Source organism: Brevibacterium sp. JSBI002 (assembly GCF_026013965.1).
Lineage (GTDB): Bacteria > Actinomycetota > Actinomycetes > Actinomycetales > Brevibacteriaceae > Brevibacterium.
In genome coordinates, this window is the sequence record NZ_CP110341.1 from 622904 (window position 1) to 646423 (window position 23520).

Sequence of the window (23520 nt, forward strand, 5' to 3'; positions counted from 1 at the left end):
TGGCAGCCTCAGCTGTTCCCGAGATTCTTCATCGTTGACTTCGAACAAGTGCAATTGAAGCTTAGGCTGAGAGCATGAGCATCGGTCATAACACACAGTGGCAGGATTCTCCTGAATTGAAGAGACAGGTGTCCCACCACCCCGGGTGGCTCGCACGGTCGATGTTCATGGCAGCACTTATCGTCGGGGCACTCCCGGCATTGGTGCTGGCTCCGATCAGCTTCAGCGGTGGACGGGACACCATGGTCCTCTTCACCTTCGGAACGATCGTGGCTGGAGGCGTGCGTCTGGTTCTCGGCGCGATCGCCATCGTGCTCGTGAAGAACACGACGTGGGTGCGCAGGGCAATAGGTGCCGCAATCTTCGTGCTCGGCTGCCTCGCCCTGCTGGTCCTCAGTCCGATCATGTCGATCGTGATGGGCGTGAGCGGAATCGGACCAGCAGATTCGGTGGTGCCCGAGACGGTCATTCAAAGTGTCGTGAGCGGGATCTATCTGTCTGCAGTCTTCTGTGGGTGGAACATCGCCCGCAACCGTCGATGGTGGATCCTCGTCACCGCCGTTGCCATCACTGTGGTGCTATACAGCGGCAAAGCGGTCTTCGACCTTATGCTGGCCGCACAATTGACCGGGGGAGCCATGGTCACAGTGGTCGTGCAAGCAGTGTGGCTGGTTGTTGTTTTCGGTGTTCTCGGGCTGTGCCATCTGCTCGGTCGAGTGCCCGGGGGAACGGTTCGATTGCCGAACCAGCCGGCTCGAATCCCACAGCCGGACTACGCATCGCAGCCCAATCCGCAAACGGCCCACTTGTCCCAGACCTACCCGAACCAATGGCCCCCGGGACCAGGCCAGCAGTCATACCCGCACCACTAGCCTCAACCGAGAGACACGAATAGCCCGAGCAATCGAGCGAGGAACCTGATGCTGTTGTTCATCATCGCCGGTGAAGTGCTGTTCTGGGTCTTTCTGCTCGCCGGAGTCTGCGCGAGGTATCTGCTGCACTGGCGAACGGTTTCGACGGTTCTCCTTGTCGCCACGCCCCTCGTCGACATCGTCATCATCGTCCTGACTTACATCGATCTGCACCGGGGAGCGACATCGGACTTCAGCCACGGAATGGCCGCGTTCTATGTCGGCTTCTCCGTCGTCTTCGGTCCGGAGGCCATCGCCCGCGTCGACCGCCGATTCGCCCGTCGCCATACGGATCTCAACGAAGCGGAACTGCCTGCTGTACCGACCCGCACCAGTCTCGGTTACTGGCTGCGCTGCCTGACCGCCTCGGCGATAACCATCGCGCTGCTGGCCGTGGGAATCGCGATTGCGGGCTTGGCTGATTCCTTCTGGCTGATCTATTGGACGATCGTCGCCGTCTGCACTGCTCTCGCCTGGGGCGTGGTCGGACCGCTGCGTGACCGTCGGCGCCGCGGCAAGCGCGAAGGTGAGAAGTCTGCCGACCCACCTTCGTGACCGTCACACCCAACTGTGCGATTCGGACACAGCGCGACAGCGAAACGGCCCCTCAGCCTCGAGAGAACCAACCGCAGCTGGTCGTGTCGGGGCCGGGAGGCCGTCTCGGCGTCAGTCTTCGCCAGTCGTGGCTCAGACCGCGGTTTCGGTCACCGCCGCGACGCTGCCGCCGAAGCGATCAGCCAGCGTACCCTCGTGGGCCTGACCGAGTTCGTCGAGGCCGATCGAGAAATGGTCGACGACCTCGAGCGCAGGAGCTCCGTCCCCGGCATCGGTCATGCCGATGCGCACGAACGGGAACCGGCGTGCCGTGCACATGTCCTTGAAGCGGACCTCTTCCGAGCGCGGCACGGCGACGATCGCGCGCGCCGTCGATTCGGAGAACAGTGCGGTGAACACGTCGATGCCGTCACGCTCGCAGACCTCATCGAGCCAGATCCGGGCGCCGGTGCCATAGCGCAGCGACGATTCGACGAGGGCCTGCGACAGCCCGCCCTCGGACAGATCATGCGCGGCATCGATCATGCCGTCGCGCGAGCAGTTGATGAGGATCTCGCCGAGTTCCTTCTCCGCCGCCGGCTTGTACTGCGGAGGAACTCCGCCGAGGTGGTCGGCCGTGACGTCGGCCCACGCCGAACCGTCGAGCTCCGCCTCGGTGGTGCCGAGCAGATAGATGGTCTGGCCCGGCTCCTGCCAGCCGCTCGGGGTGGCGCGGGTGACATCATCGAAGACACCGAGTACACCGACGACCGGAGTCGGGTGGATGGCCACTCCGCCGGTCTGGTTGTACAGGGACACGTTGCCGCCGGTGACCGGGATTCCCATGTCCTGGCAGGCGCCTGCGAGCCCTTCGACGGCCTGCGCGAACTGCCACATGATCTCCGGATCTTCGGGGGATCCGAAGTTCAGGCAGTCGGTGACCGCACGCGGAATGGCACCGGAGGTCGAGACATTGCGGTAGGCCTCGGCCAGTGCCAGCTGGGCACCGCGCGCCGGGTCGAGGAAGCTGTAGCGGCCGTTGGCGTCGGTGGCGATGGCCACGCCGAGACCGGACTCCTCGTCGACGCGGACGACACCGGCATCATCCGGGTAGGCCAGTGCGGTATTGCCCTGGACGTACTTGTCGTACTGCGAGGTGATCCACGACTTCGAGGCGAGGTTCGGCGACCCCGCGAGCTCGAGCATCGTCGACCGCAGCTCATCATCGGACTGGGGCTTCGCCAAACCAGCGGCCGCAACGGTGTTCGCAGCCACCTCGGCGGTCCATGACGGTTCGGTGAACGGACGGTTGTACACGGGGCCGTCGTGGGCGACCGAGCGCGGGGGCACATCGACGATGACGTCGCCGTGCCATTCGATGACGAGACGATCGGAATCAGTGACCTCGCCGAGCACGGAGGTCTCGACCTCCCATTTGCCGACGATTTCGAGGAACTCCTCGAGGCGGTCGGGACGGACGACGGCCATCATCCGCTCCTGCGACTCCGACATGAGGATCTCCTCAGGGGTGAGGGTCTCATCGCGCAGCAGCACATCGTCGAGCGCGATGTGCATTCCGCCGTCACCGTTGGACGCCAGCTCCGAGGTCGCACAGGAGATGCCTGCAGCGCCGAGGTCCTGAATGCCTTCGACGACACCGGCGTGGAAGAGCTCGAGGCAGCATTCGATGAGCACCTTCTCGGCGAACGGGTCGCCGACCTGCACGGCGGGGCGCTTCGAGGGCTTCGAATCGTCGAAGGACTCGGAAGCGAGGATCGAAGCACCGCCGATGCCGTCGCCACCGGTGCGCGCACCGAAGAGCACGACCTTGTTGCCCAGTCCCGATGCGTTGGCCAAACGGATGTCCTCATGCCGCATGACACCCACAGCCAGGGCGTTGACCAGCGGATTTCCCTGATAGACGGAATCGAAGACGGTCTCGCCCCCGATGTTCGGCAGGCCGAGGGAGTTGCCGTAGTTGCTGATGCCGGCGACCACGCCGTGGACGACGCGAGCGGTGTCCGGATGGTCGATGGCACCGAAGCGCAGCTGATCCATCACGGCGACCGGACGCGCACCCATGGAGATGATGTCGCGGACGATGCCGCCGACTCCGGTGGCAGCGCCCTGGTGGGGTTCGACGTAGCTGGGGTGGTTGTGCGATTCGACCTTGAAGGTCACGGCCCAGCCGTTCCCGATGTCGACGACGCCGGCGTTCTCGCCGATGCCCACGAGCAGGTGCTTCTTCATGTCCTCGGTGACCTTGTCACCGAACTTGGACAGGTGGACCTTCGAAGACTTGTACGAGCAGTGCTCGGACCACATCACCGAATACATGGCCAATTCCGCCGAGGTGGGGCGACGTCCGAGGATCGCCTTGATCTTCTCGTATTCGTCGGCCGTGAGACCGAGATCGGCGAAAGGCTGTTCGACGTCGGGGTTCGCCGCTGCGAACTCGACCGTCTCCTTGACCTTCTTCGATGCATTCTGCGGGGAATCGACCTGCGTGGAATCCGCAGAGCTGAGGTTAGACGTCATGTCCTCTTCGGGGCCCTTTCATACGACACGGCACTCACGGCCAATCTTAGCCGTGTCCTCACCGAGGGGCCGAAGCGTGTCCACGGGCGGACCGCCTCGGCGCGGGTGGCGACCGTTCCCCGCTGGGAATCGGACGGTCGCACCCCACCTAGAATGGGAGCCATGGCAACTCCCAAGATCGTCTTGTTCTACGTCTTCACCCCGCTGCCCGACCCCGAAGCGGTCAAGCTGTGGCAGCACACCCTGGCCGAGAACCTCGGGCTCAAGGGGCGGATCATCGTGTCGAAGGACGGAATCAACGCCACGGTCGGCGGGGACATCTTCGAAGTGAAGCAGTATGTGCGGGCAACGAAGTCGTATGCGCCTTTCAGAGGTGCGGACATCAAATGGTCGAACGGTCAGGGCGATGACTTCCCGCGGCTGAGCGTGAAGGTTCGCGACGAACTCGTCACCTTCGGCACTCCTGATGAGATCACGGTGACCGAAGACGGAGTCCAAGGCGGCGGTCAGCACCTCAAACCGGGAGCCCTGCACAAACTCCTCGACGAACGCGGCGAAGAGGTCGTCTTCTTCGACGGCCGCAATGCGATGGAGGCGCAGATCGGGAAGTTCCGGGACGCGATCGTTCCCGACACCGAGACCACGCGTGACTTCATCGCCGAGATCGAATCCGGCAAATACGACGACCTCAAAGACAAACCAGTCGTCACCTACTGCACCGGCGGAATCCGCTGCGAGGTCCTGTCCGTGCTCATGAAGAACCGTGGGTTCGAAGAGGTCTATCAGCTCGACGGCGGCATCGTCCGCTACGGCGAGACCTTCGGCAGCTCCGGCTACTGGGACGGTTCGCTCTACGTCTTCGACAAGCGCATGCACGTCGAGTTCGGTGACAATGCCGAATCCATCGGGCATTGCGTGCCGTGCGACAGGAAGACGCCGGAGTTCGTCAACTGTGCGAACCTCGAGTGCCGCAGACAGTACCTGCGGTGCGCCGATTGCACGGACAAGGGTCTGCAGCCCTATTGCGCCGACTGCGTCGAGCAGGGAATCCCCGCCGAGGCTGCCGTCGGCTGAGCGTGCGATCCTGCCGTTCCCCGGAGGTGGGGGAGTGCCGTACCGACACTTCAGCGCAGCAGGTGCTTCGTCGCCGCCTCGACGTTGGTCCATCTGAAGTCGAACCCGGCCGCTTCGAGTCGTGCCGGCAGCACCCACCGACTCTTGAGCACGAGTTCCGACTCCTGACGCAGGACGACCATCCCGATCTCGAGCAGCCACCTGGGAGCAGGAATGCCCACTGGCATACGCACTGCCTTGCGCAGCGCTTTCATCATTGAGCGATTGTCCGCGACCTGTGGGTTCGAGACATTGATCGGGCCACTGAGCTCCTCATGTTCGTCGATGAACCGGATTGCCCGGAGCACGTCGTCGATATGGACCCAGCTGAACCGCTGTCGCCCGTGAGTCGGCGGGTGCCCTCGCCAGACCGTCGGCCCGGAAGCCGCCGGGCCGATCCCGCGATAGCGCCGGTGCGGGAACCAGCGCCCTTCATGCTGAGCTCCGCCCGCGCCGAATCTGGCCGCGGTGGCCAACATGTTCAACGCCGCTCCATCACCGAGCACGATCGCCATCCGCAGCGCGACTCGTCTGGTCGCGGCCAGATCTCCGGCGAAGAATTCCTTCTCCCAAGCCTTGGCGATGTCGACCGAGAACCCTTCGCCGATGTCGCCGTCGTCCTCGGTCTGCGGTCGGTCCATCGCGTGACGGTAGATGGTGGCCGTGCTCGAGTTGATCCACAGACGCGGCGGCGCCGAGGCGGCTGCCACCGCCGTATTGAGAGCGCGGGTCGTATCGACGCGGGAATCCCAGATGACCTGCCGGTTGGCGTCCGTGTACCGACATCCGACGCTGCGACCGGCGAGGTTGATAAGCAGGTCGGCACCGTCGATGAGTTCGGCGATTCGGTCGGGACGGTCCCAGGTGGCATCGGCGGAGGCAGGGGAGCGGCCGATAGTCCGCGTCGTGTACCCCCAGGTGCTGAGCGCATCGAGCAGCGCTCCGCCGATGAACCCCGATGCACCGGCGACGACGGCGAGCGGAGCCTGGGTGCTTGTCCGCGATGTGTCTGTGGGTTCCGTGCTCATACTCAGGACGCTAACACCCCTCGATGGTGGGGGCTGTCGATGCGGCAACGAGGCTGTGTGGTGGGTGTCACGTGGAGAAAGTCGGTTTTGGATTTGCACGTCGCCTCTGGAGTGGTCTAGAGTTATATCTCGTTGCCCCGCCGGAAACGAGGTTCTCGGAACACCGTTTCCACCGGGTCTGACCAGGACAAACACGGTTTGATCCACGGGTTCAGACGATCGGGTGGGTGACACAAAATGAAACTGATACCCCCAGTGAACACACTGTCTTTTTGTGTGGTGTGGTGATGGGTGTGTGTTTGTGGTTTGAGAATCCAATAGCGTGTTTGTTTGAACAAGTTGTGATGCCAGAACATTTTATTTTCTGGTAAGACAATCATCTGATCGAACATGGTGTCGCCTCGTGTGGGTGGTTCTTCGCCGAACCTCCCGCATCACATGGGTGGCCTTCGTGTTTGGTCAGTGTTTTTTTGGTCAACCTTCTCACCCCGTGAGGGGTTGGCTGTCTTGCTGGGATTCATTCGTAACATAATTTTTTTATGGAGAGTTTGATCCTGGCTCAGGACGAACGCTGGCTGCGTGCTTAACACATGCAAGTCGAACGCTGAAGCCAGAAGCTTGCTTCTGGTGGATGAGTGGCGAACGGGTGAGTAACACGTGAGTAACCTGCCCCTGATTTCGGGATAAGCCTGGGAAACCGGGTCTAATACCGGATACGACCAACCCTCGCATGAGGGTTGGTGGAAAGTTTTTCGATCAGGGATGGGCTCGCGGCCTATCAGCTTGTTGGTGGGGTAATGGCCCACCAAGGCGACGACGGGTAGCCGGCCTGAGAGGGCGACCGGCCACACTGGGACTGAGACACGGCCCAGACTCCTACGGGAGGCAGCAGTGGGGAATATTGCACAATGGGGGAACCCTGATGCAGCGACGCAGCGTGCGGGATGACGGCCTTCGGGTTGTAAACCGCTTTCAGCAGGGAAGAAGCGAAAGTGACGGTACCTGCAGAAGAAGTACCGGCTAACTACGTGCCAGCAGCCGCGGTAATACGTAGGGTACGAGCGTTGTCCGGAATTATTGGGCGTAAAGAGCTCGTAGGTGGTTGGTCACGTCTGCTGTGGAAACGCAACGCTTAACGTTGCGCGTGCAGTGGGTACGGGCTGACTAGAGTGCAGTAGGGGAGTCTGGAATTCCTGGTGTAGCGGTGAAATGCGCAGATATCAGGAGGAACACCGGTGGCGAAGGCGGGACTCTGGGCTGTAACTGACACTGAGGAGCGAAAGCATGGGGAGCGAACAGGATTAGATACCCTGGTAGTCCATGCCGTAAACGTTGGGCACTAGGTGTGGGGGACATTCCACGTTCTCCGCGCCGTAGCTAACGCATTAAGTGCCCCGCCTGGGGAGTACGGTCGCAAGGCTAAAACTCAAAGGAATTGACGGGGCCCGCACAAGCGGCGGAGCATGCGGATTAATTCGATGCAACGCGAAGAACCTTACCAAGGCTTGACATACACTGGACCGTTCTGGAAACAGTTCTTCTCTTTGGAGCTGGTGTACAGGTGGTGCATGGTTGTCGTCAGCTCGTGTCGTGAGATGTTGGGTTAAGTCCCGCAACGAGCGCAACCCTCGTTCTATGTTGCCAGCACGTGATGGTGGGAACTCATAGGAGACTGCCGGGGTCAACTCGGAGGAAGGTGGGGATGACGTCAAATCATCATGCCCTTTATGTCTTGGGCTTCACGCATGCTACAATGGCTGGTACAGAGAGAGGCGAACCCGTGAGGGTAAGCGAATCCCTTAAAGCCAGTCTCAGTTCGGATCGTAGTCTGCAATTCGACTACGTGAAGTCGGAGTCGCTAGTAATCGCAGATCAGCAACGCTGCGGTGAATACGTTCCCGGCCTTGTACACACCGCCCGTCAAGTCACGAAAGTCGGTAACACCCGAAGCCGGTGTCCCAACCCTTGTGGAGGGGGCCGTCTAAGGTGGGACTGGTGATTGGGACTAAGTCGTAACAAGGTAGCCGTACCGGAAGGTGCGGCTGGATCACCTCCTTTCTAAGGAGCACACATAAGAACCCCAACGCAGTGATCGAATGCGTCATCTGGTTGGGAGCTCAAGGGTGGAACATCACAACACTCGCTCGCTCACACAGCCTGGCTGGGGTCAATGCCCCGGGTGCGGATGTGGTTTTTGGGTGGGCTAGGACGAACACGTTATTGGGTCCTGGAATCACAAACCCCAACGGTTGTTGGGTGTGGTTTCAACTAACAGGACCAACCCGGCCACCAAGCAGCAGAGATTTCTGGTGTGTGGTGGTGGGTGTTTGGTAGTGGTTTGAGAATCGTATAGTGGACGCGAGCATCAAACACCGCGAGTAAGTGGTGTTTATGTAATGTGATTTTTCTTGTCATCATCTAGTTAAGGTGAATGAAACAATTTTTCGCACACACGAAGCCGGTCCCTTTGGGGGTTGGGTGAGTGTGTAAGAGCGCATGGTGGATGCCTTGGCATCAGGAGCCGATGAAGGACGTGGAAATCTGCGATAAGCCTCGGGGAGCCGATAAACAGGCGTTGATCCGAGGGTCTCCGAATGGGGAAACCCCGCCACTCGTGAGGGTGGTGACCCGTGTCTGAATATATAGGGCATGTGGAGGGAACGCGGGGAAGTGAAACATCTCAGTACCCGCAGGAAGAGAAAATAACAATGATTCCGGGAGTAGTGGCGAGCGAAACTGGATGAGCCTAAACCTGTGCAGTGTCAAGCGTGCTGGTGTTGCTGCAGGGGTGTTGTGGGGTGTACGTGGTCCGGTCCAGCATGGCCGGTCTGTGATGTTGTTGGTGTAGTCGAACCTGGTGGGAAACAGGACCGGAGTGGGTGAGAGTCCCGTAGACGAAACATTGACTGTTCGCAGTGTGTGCATGCCCGAGTAGCACGGAACTCGTGGAATTTCGTGTGAATCTGCCAGGACCACCTGGTAAGGCTAAATACTTCCTGATGACCGATAGCGGATAAGTACCGTGAGGGAATGGTGAAAAGTACCCCGGGAGGGGAGTGAAAGAGTACCTGAAACCATGTGCTTACAATCCGTCAGAGCAGTATCTTGATGACTGTGATGGCGTGCCTTTTGAAGAATGAGCCTGCGAGTTAGCGGTGCGTGGCGAGGTTAACCCGTGTGGGGTAGCCGTAGCGAAAGCGAGTCCGAATAGGGCGAGTCAGTCGCGTGTCCTAGACCCGAAGCGGAGTGATCTAGCCATGGGCAGGGTGAAGCGTGTGTAAGAGCGCGTGGAGGCCCGCACCCACTTCAGTTGAAAATGGAGGGGATGACCTGTGGTTAGGGGTGAAAGGCCAATCAAACTCTGTGATAGCTGGTTCTCCCCGAAATGCATTTAGGTGCAGCGTTGCGTGGTTCTTGCTGGAGGTAGAGCTACTGGATGGCTGATGGGCCCTACCGGGTTACTGACGTCAACTAAACTCCGAATGCCAGTCAAGGTTCAGCGTGGCAGTGAGACAGTGGGGGATAAGCTTCATTGTCGAGAGGGAAACAGCCCAGACCATCAACTAAGGCCCCTAAGCGTGTGCTCAGTGGGAAAGGATGTTCAGTTGCGAAGACAACCAGGAGGTTGGCTTAGAAGCAGCCACCCTTGAAAGAGTGCGTAATAGCTCACTGGTCAAGTGATTGAGCGCCGATAATGTAGCGGGGCTAAGTACACCGCCGAAGTTGTGGCAGCACCACAGTTAAGCCGCATGGTGTGGTGTTGGGTAGGGGAGCGTCGAGTTGCCGGAGAAGCTGCCGTGTGAACGAGTGGTGGAGGCGATTCGAGTGAGAATGCAGGCATGAGTAGCGAAAGACGGGTGAGAAACCCGTCCACCGGATGACCAAGGGTTCCAGGGCTAGGCTAATCCGCCCTGGGTAAGTCGGGACCTAAGGCGAGGCCGACAGGCGTAGTCGATGGACAACCAGTTGATATTCTGGTACCGACACACAACCGACAGTACCAAAACACACGATACTAACCCCGTGATGATCCCGTCAGGCCTTCGGGCCTGTGGTTGGGTTTGAGTGGGGACCTGAGTGTGGAGTCGGTAAGCGTGAGGTGTGACGCAGAAAGGTAGCCAGGCCGTGCGATGGTAGTCACGGTCTAAGGTTGTAGCACGTGGGGTAGGTAAATCCGTCCCCGCATAGAGTGTGAGAGCTGATGGGCGCCCACATTGGTGGGGTGATCTGGTGATCCTCTGCTGCCGAGAAAAGCATCGACGTGAGGGTGTGTGTTGCCCGTACCCTATAACCGACACAGGTGGTCGAGTAGAGAATACTAAGGTGATCGAGAGAATCGTGGTTAAGGAACTCGGCAAAATGCCCCGTAACTTCGGGAGAAGGGGACCATCCCGGTGAACCACACTTGCTGTGGGATGTGCTGGTGGTGGTCGCAGAGGCCAGAGAGAAGCGACTGTTTATTAAAAACACAGGTCCGTGCGAAGATGTAAGTCGATGTATACGGACTGACGCCTGCCCGGTGCTGGAAGGTTAAGAGGACCTGTTAACCCGTAAGGGTGAAGCGGAGAATTTAAGCCCCAGTAAACGGCGGTGGTAACTATAACCATCCTAAGGTAGCGAAATTCCTTGTCGGGTAAGTTCCGACCTGCACGAATGGCGTAACGACTTCTCTGCTGTCTCAACCACGAACTCGGCGAAATTGCATTACGAGTAAAGATGCTCGTTACGCGCAGCAGGACGGAAAGACCCCGAGACCTTCACTATAGTTTGGTATTGGGATTCGGTGTGGTTTGTGTAGGATAGGTGGAAGACTGGGAAGCCCTGACGCTAGTTGGGGTGGAGTCGATCGGTGAAATACCACTCTGACCATAGTGGATTCCTTAACTTCGGACCCTGATCGGGTTCAGGGACAGTGCCTGATGGGTAGTTTAACTGGGGCGGTTGCCTCCTAAAGAGTAACGGAGGCGCCCAAAGGTTCCCTCAGCCTGGTTGGCAATCAGGTGTCGAGTGTAAGTGCACAAGGGAGCTTGACTGTGAGACGGACGTGTCGAGCAGGAGCGAAAGCTGGGACTAGTGACCCGGCCATGGCTTGTGGAAGCGTGGTCGCTCAACGGATAAAAGGTACCTCGGGGATAACAGGCTGATCTTGCCCAAGAGTCCATATCGACGGCATGGTTTGGCACCTCGATGTCGGCTCGTCGCATCCTGGGGCTGGAGTCGGTCCCAAGGGTTGGGCTGTTCGCCCATTAAAGCGGTACGCGAGCTGGGTTTAGAACGTCGTGAGACAGTTCGGTCCCTATCCGCTGCGTGCGTAGGAAATTTGTGGAGGTCTGTCCTTAGTACGAGAGGACCGGGACGGACGAACCTCTGGTGTGCCAGTTGTTCCGCCAGGAGCATGGCTGGTTGGCTACGTTCGGGATGGATAACCGCTGAAAGCATCTAAGCGGGAAGCCGGCTCCGAGATGAGATTTCCAACTGACCTTGAGTCAGGGAGGTGTCCTATAGATGATGGGGTTGATAGGCCGGGTATGGAAGCACTGTGAGGTGTGGAGTTGACTGGTACTAATACACCGATCACTCATCAACCATTCCAATGTGGGGTTGGTGTGTGTGAGATTGTTTCGTCTTTTCTGGGATGGCTTGAAGAGTTCACACTTTCGGGTGTGCATGTTGTATAAGTTTTTGGTGTTCGCGTTCGCTGTGCGGTTCTTGGACCACTACCACCCAAACATGGGTTTGGGTGAGCGTGGTTTGTTGGTTTTGCGGTGGTGATAGTGGTGGGGAAACGCCCGGTTAACCGTTCCGATCCCGGTAGCTAAGCCCATTCGCGCTGATGGTACTGCAACTTGGTGGTTGTGGGAGAGTAAGTGACTGCCGCAATATTTTTTAGTGGTGATGGCCTCGTTCAATCCTTTGGGTTGGGCGGGGCCATCACTGTATTCACCGGTTATTGCTACCTGACGGGGCGCAGCTACCTGGCGCCAGGTTGCTGGGCCCCCGTCAGGTAGTAAATGGTCTCGTGCGACTCTCAGTGGGAGTCGTACGAGGCCATTCGTGTATTCTCCGGCTTGTCGCCGGCAACTGAGAGTGGTGTTCTCGCAGACGTGCGGAGATCTTGTGGAGTCCTTCCGGACAGCAGCCGGCCACCGATCCGTCCGAAATCGTCTTTGCCAGTTGAGCTAATGGCGCGTATTCTAGTCGTTAACTGGTCGTACGGTGTTTATTGTACTCATAAGGAGTGGAAATGAGCGTCACTCGCCAAGTGGACCGCCGTCTCACCGAGATCGGATCCTCGATTCGTCGGTGGCGACTCATGCAGTCGCTCAAGGCTGTCGAAGTCGCGGAGCGGGCCGGCATCTCTCGATCGACGCTCCAGAAAGTCGAACGGGGTGATGCAGGGGTATCAATCGGCGCAGTGATGTCGGTTATGCAGGCACTGGGGCAGCTCGACCACGTGTCCGCCTCATTCGATCCTTTGAGCACCGATGTCGGAAGACTGCGTTCTGCTGAAACGCTTCCGGATAGGGTTCGTCGATGAGTGAGCAGATCCGGGTTGAATTGGACCATGGCGGAACGGCGGTATTCGTCGGTACTGCGTATTTCCACATCGCACGGGGGCATATCTCGACGACGTTCAAATACTCCGACGAGTATGTGGGAGCTCGATGGGCCTATTCCGTCGACCCAGAGCTCCCACTGTCGACGGTCCCGTTCAGCGTACCCGGTCTACCGGGAGCATTCGCCGACTGTTCTCCTGACCGATGGGGTCGTAATCTCGTGGCGAAGGAGCATCGGCGGCAGGTCGCCGACGGCTTCGTCCGTGACCGCCGCCTGACGGACATCGACTTCCTGCTCGGAGTCAGTGATCGCACTCGACAGGGAGCTCTGCGGTTTCGTCGTGCTGCCGACGAAGACTTCCTCAGCCCTTCGAGTCGCGTACCGAAGCTCCTTTCGCTGCCCGAACTGCAACGGGCTGCTGATGGGGCCGCAGAAGGGTCGGGCGCAGCTGTGAAGCGCCTTCTTGACGCTGGGACAGGGTCTCTGGGAGGGGCGCGGCCCAAGGCATCTGTGGCGGACGATGAGGGACGGCTGTCAATTGCGAAGTTCTCCCGACCTGGCGACGATCGAGACGTCATCGCGTGGGAGGGCCTGGCACTCGAACTCGCCCGTAGGGCCGGAATCGACACCACTGAATCTCGGTTGCTGAGTATCGACGAGAGATCTGTGCTCCTTCTGCAGAGATTCGATCGCGCGGTTGACCGTCGGATCGGATATATGAGTGCGATGACAGCAACCGGGCATCGAGACGGAGAAGCCGGTGACTATCTCGATATCGTCGAAGCTATCGAAGACCACAGCCGGCGCTGGCGCAGCGACTGTGCGGAACTGTTTCGCCGAGTGGCATTCTCAGTTGCACTGCACAATACGGATGATCATTTGCGTAACCATGGCTTCATACGGGCGGACGCGGGATGGCAGCTGAGCCCGGCGTTCGACATCAACCCGGAACCGGAACCCGCGGTCGAACGGCAGACAGCGATCAATGGCGTCGTGTCCGCGGAGACCGAAGCCGAGGCGCTGCTCGAATTCGCCTCTCTCTGCCATCTGGCGAAGCCGACCGCAGTGTCGGTGCTCAATGAGGTCGTGAGCGCAGTCGAGGGGTGGAGGTCGCGGGCTGTGGAACGGGGGATCCGGCAGACAGAGATCACCGAGGTGGGTGCCGTCATCGACGAGCAGCTAGCACGCCTGCGCAAAGCTGTCCGCCCGGGCAGCTGAATCGCGCGGCATTTGGGCTCGGTTGGTGCAAGGGCTGGGGTGCGGCCGGCCTCTCTGCAAGGGGACATCGTTGAGCACTGCAGGCTGTGTGGTGGGTGTCACGTGGAGAAACTCGGTTTTGGATTTGCACGTCGCCTCTGGAGTGGTCTAGAGTTATATCTCGTTGCCCCGCCGGAAACGAGGTTCTCGTAACACCGTTTCCACCGGGTCTGACCAGGACAAACACGGTTTGATCCACGGGTTCAGACGATCGGGTGGGTGACACAAAATGAAACTGATACCCCCAGTGAACACACTGTTTTTGTGGTGTGGTGATGGGTGTGTGTTTGTGGTTTGAGAATCCAATAGCGTGTTTGTTTGAACAAGTTGTGATGCCAGAACATTTTATTTTCTGGTAAGACAATCATCTGATCGAACATGGTGTCGCCTCGTGTGGGTGGTTCTTCGCCGAACCTCCCGCATCACATGGGTGGCCTTCGTGTTTGGTCAGTGTTTTTTTGGTCAACCTTCTCACCCCGTGAGGGGTTGGCTGTCTTGCTGGGATTCATTCGTAACATAATTTTTTTATGGAGAGTTTGATCCTGGCTCAGGACGAACGCTGGCTGCGTGCTTAACACATGCAAGTCGAACGCTGAAGCCAGAAGCTTGCTTCTGGTGGATGAGTGGCGAACGGGTGAGTAACACGTGAGTAACCTGCCCCTGATTTCGGGATAAGCCTGGGAAACCGGGTCTAATACCGGATACGACCAACCCTCGCATGAGGGTTGGTGGAAAGTTTTTCGATCAGGGATGGGCTCGCGGCCTATCAGCTTGTTGGTGGGGTAATGGCCCACCAAGGCGACGACGGGTAGCCGGCCTGAGAGGGCGACCGGCCACACTGGGACTGAGACACGGCCCAGACTCCTACGGGAGGCAGCAGTGGGGAATATTGCACAATGGGGGAAACCCTGATGCAGCGACGCAGCGTGCGGGATGACGGCCTTCGGGTTGTAAACCGCTTTCAGCAGGGAAGAAGCGAAAGTGACGGTACCTGCAGAAGAAGTACCGGCTAACTACGTGCCAGCAGCCGCGGTAATACGTAGGGTACGAGCGTTGTCCGGAATTATTGGGCGTAAAGAGCTCGTAGGTGGTTGGTCACGTCTGCTGTGGAAACGCAACGCTTAACGTTGCGCGTGCAGTGGGTACGGGCTGACTAGAGTGCAGTAGGGGAGTCTGGAATTCCTGGTGTAGCGGTGAAATGCGCAGATATCAGGAGGAACACCGGTGGCGAAGGCGGGACTCTGGGCTGTAACTGACACTGAGGAGCGAAAGCATGGGGAGCGAACAGGATTAGATACCCTGGTAGTCCATGCCGTAAACGTTGGGCACTAGGTGTGGGGGACATTCCACGTTCTCCGCGCCGTAGCTAACGCATTAAGTGCCCCGCCTGGGGAGTACGGTCGCAAGGCTAAAACTCAAAGGAATTGACGGGGGCCCGCACAAGCGGCGGAGCATGCGGATTAATTCGATGCAACGCGAAGAACCTTACCAAGGCTTGACATACACTGGACCGTTCTGGAAACAGTTCTTCTCTTTGGAGCTGGTGTACAGGTGGTGCATGGTTGTCGTCAGCTCGTGTCGTGAGATGTTGGGTTAAGTCCCGCAACGAGCGCAACCCTCGTTCTATGTTGCCAGCACGTGATGGTGGGAACTCATAGGAGACTGCCGGGGTCAACTCGGAGGAAGGTGGGGATGACGTCAAATCATCATGCCCTTTATGTCTTGGGCTTCACGCATGCTACAATGGCTGGTACAGAGAGAGGCGAACCCGTGAGGGTAAGCGAATCCCTTAAAGCCAGTCTCAGTTCGGATCGTAGTCTGCAATTCGACTACGTGAAGTCGGAGTCGCTAGTAATCGCAGATCAGCAACGCTGCGGTGAATACGTTCCCGGGCCTTGTACACACCGCCCGTCAAGTCACGAAAGTCGGTAACACCCGAAGCCGGTGTCCCAACCCTTGTGGAGGGGGCCGTCTAAGGTGGGACTGGTGATTGGGACTAAGTCGTAACAAGGTAGCCGTACCGGAAGGTGCGGCTGGATCACCTCCTTTCTAAGGAGCACACATAAGAACCCCAACGCAGTGATCGAATGCGTCATCTGGTTGGGAGCTCAAGGGTGGAACATCACAACACTCGCTCGCTCACACAGCCTGGCTGGGGTCAATGCCCCGGGTGCGGATGTGGTTTTTGGGTGGGCTAGGACGAACACGTTATTGGGTCCTGGAATCACAAACCCCAACGGTTGTTGGGTGTGGTTTCAACCAACAGGACCAACCCGGCCACCAAGCAGCAGAGATTTCTGGTGTGTGGTGGTGGGTGTTTGGTAGTGGTTTGAGAATCGTATAGTGGACGCGAGCATCAAACACCGCGAGTAAGTGGTGTTTATGTAATGTGATTTTTCTTGTCATCATCTAGTTAAGGTGAATGAAACAATTTTTCGCACACACGAAGCCGGTCCCTTTGGGGGTTGGGTGAGTGTGTAAGAGCGCATGGTGGATGCCTTGGCATCAGGAGCCGATGAAGGACGTGGAAATCTGCGATAAGCCTCGGGGAGCCGATAAACAGGCGTTGATCCGAGGGTCTCCGAATGGGGAAACCCCGCCACTCGTGAGGGTGGTGACCCGTGTCTGAATATATAGGGCATGTGGAGGGAACGCGGGGAAGTGAAACATCTCAGTACCCGCAGGAAGAGAAAATAACAATGATTCCGGGAGTAGTGGCGAGCGAAACTGGATGAGCCTAAACCTGTGCAGTGTCAAGCGTGCTGGTGTTGCTGCAGGGGTGTTGTGGGGTGTACGTGGTCCGGTCCAGCATGGCCGGTCTGTGAGTGTTGTTGGTGTAGTCGAACCTGGTGGGAAACAGGACCGGAGTGGGTGAGAGTCCCGTAGACGAAACATTGACTGTTCGCAGTGTGTGCATGCCCGAGTAGCACGGAACTCGTGGAATTTCGTGTGAATCTGCCAGGACCACCTGGTAAGGCTAAATACTTCCTGATGACCGATAGCGGATAAGTACCGTGAGGGAATGGTGAAAAGTACCCCGGGAGGGGAGTGAAAGAGTACCTGAAACCATGTGCTTACAATCCGTCAGAGCAGTATCTTGATGACTGTGATGGCGTGCCTTTTGAAGAATGAGCCTGCGAGTTAGCGGTGCGTGGCGAGGTTAACCCGTGTGGGGTAGCCGTAGCGAAAGCGAGTCCGAATAGGGCGAGTCAGTCGCGTGTCCTAGACCCGAAGCGGAGTGATCTAGCCATGGGCAGGGTGAAGCGTGTGTAAGAGCGCGTGGAGGCCCGCACCCACTTCAGTTGAAAATGGAGGGGATGACCTGTGGTTAGGGGTGAAAGGCCAATCAAACTCTGTGATAGCTGGTTCTCCCCGAAATGCATTTAGGTGCAGCGTTGCGTGGTTCTTGCTGGAGGTAGAGCTACTGGATGGCTGATGGGCCCTACCGGGTTACTGACGTCAACTAAACTCCGAATGCCAGTCAAGGTTCAGCGTGGCAGTGAGACAGTGGGGGATAAGCTTCATTGTCGAGAGGGAAACAGCCCAGACCATCAACTAAGGCCCCTAAGCGTGTGCTCAGTGGGAAAGGATGTTCAGTTGCGAAGACAACCAGGAGGTTGGCTTAGAAGCAGCCACCCTTGAAAGAGTGCGTAATAGCTCACTGGTCAAGTGATTGAGCGCCGATAATGTAGCGGGGCTAAGTACACCGCCGAAGTTGTGGCAGCACCACAGTTAAGCCGTAATGGTGTGGTGTTGGGTAGGGGAGCGTCGAGTTGCCGGAGAAGCTGCCGTGTGAACGAGTGGTGGAGGCGATTCGAGTGAGAATGCAGGCATGAGTAGCGAAAGACGGGTGAGAAACCCGTCCACCGGATGACCAAGGGTTCCAGGGCTAGGCTAATCCGCCCTGGGTAAGTCGGGACCTAAGGCGAGGCCGACAGGCGTAGTCGATGGACAACCAGTTGATATTCTGGTACCGACACACAACCGACAGTACCAAAACACACGATACTAACCCCGTGATGATCCCGTCAGGCCTTCGGGCCTGTGGTTGGGTTTGAGTGGGGGACCTGAGTGTGGAGTCGGTAAGCGTGAGGTGTGACGCAGAAAGGTAGCCAGGCCGTGCGATGGTAGTCACGGTCTAAGGTTGTAGCACGTGGGGGTAGGTAAATCCGTCCCCGCATAGAGTGTGAGAGCTGATGGGCGCCCCACATTGGTGGGGTGATCTGGTGATCCTCTGCTGCCGAGAAAAGCATCGACGTGAGGGTGTGTGTTGCCCGTACCCTATAACCGACACAGGTGGTCGAGTAGAGAATACTAAGGTGATCGAGAGAATCGTGGTTAAGGAACTCGGCAAAATGCCCCCGTAACTTCGGGAGAAGGGGGACCATCCCGGTGAACCACACTTGCTGTGGGATGTGCTGGTGGTGGTCGCAGAGGCCAGAGAGAAGCGACTGTTTATTAAAAACACAGGTCCGTGCGAAGATGTAAGTCGATGTATACGGACTGACGCCTGCCCGGTGCTGGAAGGTTAAGAGGACCTGTTAACCCGTAAGGGTGAAGCGGAGAATTTAAGCCCCAGTAAACGGCGGTGGTAACTATAACCATCCTAAGGTAGCGAAATTCCTTGTCGGGTAAGTTCCGACCTGCACGAATGGCGTAACGACTTCTCTGCTGTCTCAACCACGAACTCGGCGAAATTGCATTACGAGTAAAGATGCTCGTTACGCGCAGCAGGACGGAAAGACCCCGAGACCTTCACTATAGTTTGGTATTGGGATTCGGTGTGGTTTGTGTAGGATAGGTGGAAGACTGGGAAGCCCTGACGCTAGTTGGGGTGGAGTCGATCGGTGAAATACCACTCTGACCATAGTGGATTCCTTAACTTCGGACCCTGATCGGGTTCAGGGACAGTGCCTGATGGGTAGTTTAACTGGGGCGGTTGCCTCCTAAAGAGTAACGGAGGCGCCCAAAGGTTCCCTCAGCCTGGTTGGCAATCAGGTGTCGAGTGTAAGTGCACAAGGGAGCTTGACTGTGAGACGGACGTGTCGAGCAGGAGCGAAAGCTGGGACTAGTGACCCGGCCATGGCTTGTGGAAGCGTGGTCGCTCAACGGATAAAAGGTACCTCGGGGATAACAGGCTGATCTTGCCCAAGAGTCCATATCGACGGCATGGTTTGGCACCTCGATGTCGGCTCGTCGCATCCTGGGGCTGGAGTCGGTCCCAAGGGTTGGGCTGTTCGCCCATTAAAGCGGTACGCGAGCTGGGTTTAGAACGTCGTGAGACAGTTCGGTCCCTATCCGCTGCGTGCGTAGGAAATTTGTGGAGGTCTGTCCTTAGTACGAGAGGACCGGGACGGACGAACCTCTGGTGTGCCAGTTGTTCCGCCAGGAGCATGGCTGGTTGGCTACGTTCGGGATGGATAACCGCTGAAAGCATCTAAGCGGGAAGCCGGCTCCGAGATGAGATTTCCAACTGACCTTGAGTCAGGGGAGGTGTCCTATAGATGATGGGGTTGATAGGCCGGGTATGGAAGCACTGTGAGGTGTGGAGTTGACTGGTACTAATACACCGATCACTCATCAACCATTCCAATGTGGGGTTGGTGTGTGTGAGAGATTGTTTCGTCTTTTCTGGGATGGCTTGAAGAGTTCACACTTTCGGGTGTGCATGTTGTATAAGTTTTTGGTGTTCGCGTTCGCTGTGCGGTTCTTGGACCACTACCACCCAAACATGGGTTTGGGTGAGCGTGGTTTGTTGGTTTTGCGGTGGTGATAGTGGTGGGGAAACGCCCGGTTAACCGTTCCGATCCCGGTAGCTAAGCCCATTCGCGCTGATGGTACTGCAACTTGGTGGTTGTGGGAGAGTAAGTGACTGCCGCAATATTTTTTAGTGGTGATGGCCTCGTTCAATCCTTTGGGTTGGGCGGGGCCATCACTGTATTCACCGGTTATTGCTACCTGACGGGGGCGCAGCTACCTGGCGCCAGGTTGCTGGGCCCCCGTCAGGTAGTAAATGGTCTCGTGCGACTCTCAGTGGGAGTCGTACGAGGCCATTCGTGTATTCTCCGGCTTGTCGCCGGCAGCTGAGAGTGGTGTTCTCGCAGACGTGCGGAGATCTTGCAGACATCACTCAGATCGCTTTCGGGCAGATAGGCTCAGGCAAGGGCATGTGAATGAGTGTGCGGTATTCCGACGGAGACTTCCAGGACGGTGTCTACAGCGTCGAAGGCCAGTCGATCACAGCGAAGCTCTATCCCGTCCGCAACGGCGCTCAGACGCTTATTCGCGATCCCTCCGGCACGGTTGAGTTCCGGTACTCGAAGGTCGGAGAGGGGAGTTCTCTCTTCAAGCAGCGGACTCGGAACTGACGCTGCGCAATGATGATGAACGAAGGTTCCTCTTCGATCGAGGCTCTCGCTGGGGACCCGAGACGCCCGTCAACCGCTGAAAGCCGATGAAACATTTGGGGCCGCCGATCGGCGCCCCAAGCATCCGTCAGGGATCCAACAGCTCAGAGGCGCATCAGCGTCCGAACAGCTTGGAGAACAGGCCCTTCTTCTTCGGCTTGGCCTCCTTGCTCGGCCCTTCCTCGATCGGAGTCTCCGTCTCGGCGGGTCCGACAGATCCGTCTCCGAGCGGCCGCTCGGCCTCCGGCCGCCGCTGCCCGCGTACGGCGTCCGAAGCCTCCGCCGCAGGCTCTGCAGCTTCCTCGGCCTGAGCCTCGGCCGCCGGGGCCGCTTCCGCTGCCGGCTTCTCGTCTGGCACGGACTCCATGGGCGCGGCTTCCTCTGTCTCAGCAGGCGTCGGTGTCGCTGGGGTCGAAGCAGGTGGTGCGGCAACATCCTTCGCGGCGGGAGCGGAAGTCGAATCGGTCGCGCGAGAGGCGGCGGCTCCCTCGGCGGGGCTGCCTGTGGGTTCCGCGGCGGCGTACTGCTCGGCGGCCTTGCCCTCCAGTGGTGCATTCAGGTCGCAGTTGGAGATGCGACGCTGATCGTCGAAAGACAGGTCGGCCGAGCCGTCGGCGAACAGCATCCGCAGGCCACCCTCGGGGAGCTCTGCCGTCGGAATGCCGCGTTTGGCGACGTACGCTTCGATGGCCGCGCGGTGGTCGGTCACCGTCGTCTGCGTCAGTCCCTGCATGAGCGCCCTCACAGAGACCTTGACCTGCGGTGCGGGCAGGGCGATCTCGGCGGCATCGACGAGGAGCCAGACAGTGGTCCCGGCGCCGGCGGCGGCAGGATAGTGGGCCCACTTGTCGGTGGCCTCCTTCGATGCCAGGGTCAGCCGCAGTGCGAGCTCCTCATCGAGGGAGAGCTCAGGTGTCGTGAGCTCGCTGACGTCCTCAGCGGCCCCGAACTTGCGCACCTCGTGGGAGAGCCCGACGACGGCATCGGGGAAGTCATTGACGTTCTCCCAACCCCACAGCCACGTCTTCTCCCTGCCTGACTCCGATCCGAGCAGATGCGGTCGGGTGCGCAGGACGGCGCCCTCGGCCGACGTGAACGTCAGGTGCGGGTCGGAGCTGAAGTCGACTTCCCACTCGGCGTCGGCGATGAGCGCACCGAAATGCGTCTGCACCTCCGTCGAATAGAAGACGGCACGATTGACCAGGTCCTGCAGAGTTGAGCTCATGCTTTCAAGCGTATGCGGGAGCGCCCGAGAAGCGAGGAGGCACGCGGTGCGAAGGCCGTGTCAGTGCCTCATGGCGAAGTGGAGGTCGTGGCAGAACGCCCCGATCTGCCGCCGGCTCGTCTATCTCTGAGAGGAGAATCAATGTAAGCTAGTCTGTTGCGCTTCGCAACTCTCACGACTCCATCATCAGCCGCTCTTCTCTCAGGACGTTCAACGTGGCATTACTCCGCCTGTCCCTGAAATACGCCAAAAACTACTGGCCGTTCATCATTCTGGTCGTCATCCTGCAGCTGGCTTCGACCATCGCAGCACTGTACCTGCCCAGCCTCAACGCCCGGATCATCGACGAGGGAGTCGCCAAGGGCGATACCGACTTCATCTGGTCGACGGGCATGACGATGCTGCTCGTCTGCCTCGTGCAGGTCGTCACCGCGATCACCGCGATCTACTTCGGCGCCCGCACGGGAATGGGCGTCGGCCGCGACCTCCGCAGAGCCATCTACCGGCAGGTCGACGACCTGTCGATGCTCGAAGTCGGAAAATTCGGATCCGCCACCCTCATCACCCGCAACACCAACGACGTCCAACAGGTTCAGATGCTCGTGCTCATGACCCTGAACTTCATGGTCTCGACACCGATCATGTGCATCGGCGGCATCATCATGGCCCTGCGGGAAGACGCCGGGCTGTCCTGGCTGGTGTGGGTGTCCGTGCCCGTCCTGTTCATCGTCGTCGCCATCCTCGTCTACCTCCTCATGCCGCTGTTCCGCCGTATGCAGGACCAGGTCGACGACATCAACGGAGTTCTGCGCGAACAGATCACCGGCATCCGTGTCATCCGTGCCTTCGTCCGCGAGCCCTTCGAAACCGACCGCTACGCCGATGCCAACCGTGCCCTGACCGAAACCTCGGTCAAGGTCGGCAACCTGTTCGTGCTCATGTTCCCTGCCATCATGATGATCCTCCATCTCGCGACTGCCGCCGTCCTGTGGTTCGGCGGCCACCGCGTCGACGCCGGACAGATGGAAGTGGGATCGCTGACCGCGTTCCTGCAGTACCTGCTGCAGATCCTCGTGGCCGTGATGATGGGCGTATTCATGATGATGATGATTCCGCGCGCCGTCGTCTGCGCCGAACGCATCGCAGAGATCCTCGACACCCGCAGCACGATGACCATCCCGGCCGGTGTCACGGAGCTGCCGGGTCGCGGTGAGCTCGAATTCCGCAATGTCACCTTCGGATATCCCGGCGCCGAGGTGCCTGTGCTCGAGGGACTGAACTTCACAGCCCAGCCCGGAACGACGACCGCGATCATCGGATCGACCGGTTCCGGCAAGTCGACGATCGTCAACCTCATCCCCAGACTCATCGACCCGCAGGTCGGCGAGATCCTCATCGACGGCACCCCCGTCACCGAGTTCAACCGCCACCAGCTGGCCCAACTCATCGGTCTGGTGCCGCAGAAGCCGTACCTGTTCTCCGGCACAATCGCCTCGAACCTGCGCTTCGGCAATGAGGACGCCACCGATGAAGAGCTGTGGGAGGCCCTGCGCATCGCCCAGGCCGACGACTTCGTGGCCGAGAAAGAAGACAAGCTCTCAGAACGCGTCGCCCAGGGAGGCACGAACTATTCCGGCGGTCAGCGGCAGCGTCTGTGCATCGCCAGAGCCCTGACGGTGAAGCCGCAGATCTACGTCTTCGACGATTCGTTCTCCGCCCTCGACGTCGCCACCGACGCCCGCCTGCGGGCCGCCCTCGACGAATCGACGGGGGAGGCCACCGTCATCGTCGTCGCCCAGCGCGTATCGACGATCCGGGACGCCGACCAGATCATCGTCCTCGAAGCCGGGAAGATCGTCGGCCGCGGCACCCATGAGGAACTCGCCGAGGCGAATCCGACCTACCGCGAGATCATCGAGTCCCAGCTGACCACGGAAGAGGTGAACTGA

10 protein-coding genes and 6 rRNA genes are annotated in these 23520 nt (G+C 59.0%); 13 read left to right on the top strand and 3 right to left on the bottom strand.

Going from position 1 to position 23520, the window contains the following annotated elements; all coding sequences use genetic code 11:
* Positions 1 to 74 precede the first annotated feature (74 nt).
* Both LJ362_RS02690 and LJ362_RS02695 read left to right on the top strand, forming a co-directional pair.
* Positions 75 to 872 (top strand): hypothetical protein, encoded by a 798-nt coding sequence (locus LJ362_RS02690; protein WP_264800636.1) that lies wholly within the window; start codon positions 75 to 77, stop codon positions 870 to 872.
* A 48-nt stretch (positions 873 to 920) separates the two neighbouring features.
* Positions 921 to 1466, top strand: coding sequence for a hypothetical protein (locus LJ362_RS02695; protein ID WP_264800637.1), 546 nt, complete (start codon positions 921 to 923; stop codon positions 1464 to 1466).
* A gap of 132 nt (positions 1467 to 1598) precedes the next feature.
* Here the strand turns inward: LJ362_RS02695 and purL are convergent, their stop codons facing one another.
* On the bottom strand, positions 1599 to 3983 hold the full coding sequence (gene purL / locus LJ362_RS02700) for a phosphoribosylformylglycinamidine synthase subunit PurL (protein ID WP_264800638.1): 2385 nt from the start codon (positions 3981 to 3983) through the stop codon (positions 1599 to 1601).
* 162 nt (positions 3984 to 4145) lie between these two features.
* On the opposite strand from purL, the gene LJ362_RS02705 reads away from it, so the two are divergent.
* Positions 4146 to 5057: a rhodanese-related sulfurtransferase gene (locus tag LJ362_RS02705; protein WP_264800639.1), complete on the top strand. Its 912-nt coding sequence runs from the start codon at positions 4146 to 4148 to the stop codon at positions 5055 to 5057.
* A gap of 50 nt (positions 5058 to 5107) precedes the next feature.
* Here LJ362_RS02705 and LJ362_RS02710 read toward each other — a convergent pair whose 3' ends face one another.
* The gene (locus LJ362_RS02710) at positions 5108 to 6124 is read right to left on the bottom strand and encodes an epimerase (protein WP_264800641.1); all 1017 of its coding nucleotides are present in this window, start codon (positions 6122 to 6124) and stop codon (positions 5108 to 5110) included.
* A gap of 536 nt (positions 6125 to 6660) precedes the next feature.
* On the opposite strand from LJ362_RS02710, the gene LJ362_RS02715 reads away from it, so the two are divergent.
* The 9 genes from LJ362_RS02715 to LJ362_RS02755 all read left to right on the top strand — a co-directional run bounded on the left by LJ362_RS02715 (position 6661) and on the right by LJ362_RS02755 (position 20307).
* Positions 6661 to 8182: ribosomal RNA gene (locus tag LJ362_RS02715) — 16S ribosomal RNA — on the top strand.
* A gap of 418 nt (positions 8183 to 8600) precedes the next feature.
* Positions 8601 to 11710 (top strand): 23S ribosomal RNA (locus LJ362_RS02720).
* Between the two features lie 175 nt (positions 11711 to 11885).
* Positions 11886 to 12004: ribosomal RNA gene (rrf, locus tag LJ362_RS02725) — 5S ribosomal RNA — on the top strand.
* The 16S, 23S and 5S rRNA genes sit together here, the layout of an rRNA operon.
* A gap of 364 nt (positions 12005 to 12368) precedes the next feature.
* Complete coding sequence (locus tag LJ362_RS02730) at positions 12369 to 12662, top strand: helix-turn-helix domain-containing protein (RefSeq protein WP_264800642.1); 294 nt, start codon at positions 12369 to 12371, stop codon at positions 12660 to 12662.
* A complete protein-coding gene (locus tag LJ362_RS02735) occupies positions 12659 to 13900 on the top strand; it encodes a type II toxin-antitoxin system HipA family toxin (RefSeq protein WP_264800643.1) in 1242 nt (413 codons plus the stop codon). The genes LJ362_RS02730 and LJ362_RS02735 overlap by 4 nt, the downstream gene beginning before the upstream one ends.
* A gap of 563 nt (positions 13901 to 14463) precedes the next feature.
* Positions 14464 to 15988: ribosomal RNA gene (locus tag LJ362_RS02740) — 16S ribosomal RNA — on the top strand.
* A gap of 418 nt (positions 15989 to 16406) precedes the next feature.
* Positions 16407 to 19524: ribosomal RNA gene (locus tag LJ362_RS02745) — 23S ribosomal RNA — on the top strand.
* A 177-nt stretch (positions 19525 to 19701) separates the two neighbouring features.
* Positions 19702 to 19820, top strand: a 5S ribosomal RNA gene (gene rrf / locus LJ362_RS02750).
* 292 nt (positions 19821 to 20112) lie between these two features.
* Positions 20113 to 20307: a hypothetical protein gene (locus LJ362_RS02755; protein WP_264800644.1), complete on the top strand. Its 195-nt coding sequence runs from the start codon at positions 20113 to 20115 to the stop codon at positions 20305 to 20307.
* Between the two features lie 154 nt (positions 20308 to 20461).
* On the opposite strand, the gene LJ362_RS02760 is transcribed toward LJ362_RS02755, so the two are convergent.
* Complete coding sequence (locus tag LJ362_RS02760; RefSeq protein WP_264800645.1) at positions 20462 to 21571, bottom strand: DUF6882 domain-containing protein; 1110 nt, start codon at positions 21569 to 21571, stop codon at positions 20462 to 20464.
* Between the two features lie 215 nt (positions 21572 to 21786).
* Here LJ362_RS02760 and LJ362_RS02765 point away from each other — a divergent pair, with 215 nt between their 5' ends.
* Positions 21787 to 23520 (top strand): ABC transporter ATP-binding protein, encoded by a 1734-nt coding sequence (locus LJ362_RS02765; RefSeq protein ID WP_264800646.1) that lies wholly within the window; start codon positions 21787 to 21789, stop codon positions 23518 to 23520.

Bases quoted from the DNA above. Each gene is read 5' to 3' on its own strand.
- LJ362_RS02730 (WP_264800642.1), top strand. From the start codon at position 12,369: ATGAGCGTCACTCGCCAAGTGGACCGCCGTCTCACCGAGATCGGATCC.
- purL (WP_264800638.1), bottom strand. From the start codon at position 3,983: ATGACGTCTAACCTCAGCTCTGCGGATTCCACGCAGGTCGATTCCCCG.
- LJ362_RS02755 (WP_264800644.1), top strand. From the start codon at position 20,113: ATGAGTGTGCGGTATTCCGACGGAGACTTCCAGGACGGTGTCTACAGC.
- LJ362_RS02710 (WP_264800641.1), bottom strand. From the start codon at position 6,124: ATGAGCACGGAACCCACAGACACATCGCGGACAAGCACCCAGGCTCCG.
- LJ362_RS02735 (WP_264800643.1), top strand. From the start codon at position 12,659: ATGAGTGAGCAGATCCGGGTTGAATTGGACCATGGCGGAACGGCGGTA.
- LJ362_RS02695 (WP_264800637.1), top strand. From the start codon at position 921: ATGCTGTTGTTCATCATCGCCGGTGAAGTGCTGTTCTGGGTCTTTCTG.
- LJ362_RS02690 (WP_264800636.1), top strand. From the start codon at position 75: ATGAGCATCGGTCATAACACACAGTGGCAGGATTCTCCTGAATTGAAG.
- LJ362_RS02760 (WP_264800645.1), bottom strand. From the start codon at position 21,571: ATGAGCTCAACTCTGCAGGACCTGGTCAATCGTGCCGTCTTCTATTCG.
- LJ362_RS02705 (WP_264800639.1), top strand. From the start codon at position 4,146: ATGGCAACTCCCAAGATCGTCTTGTTCTACGTCTTCACCCCGCTGCCC.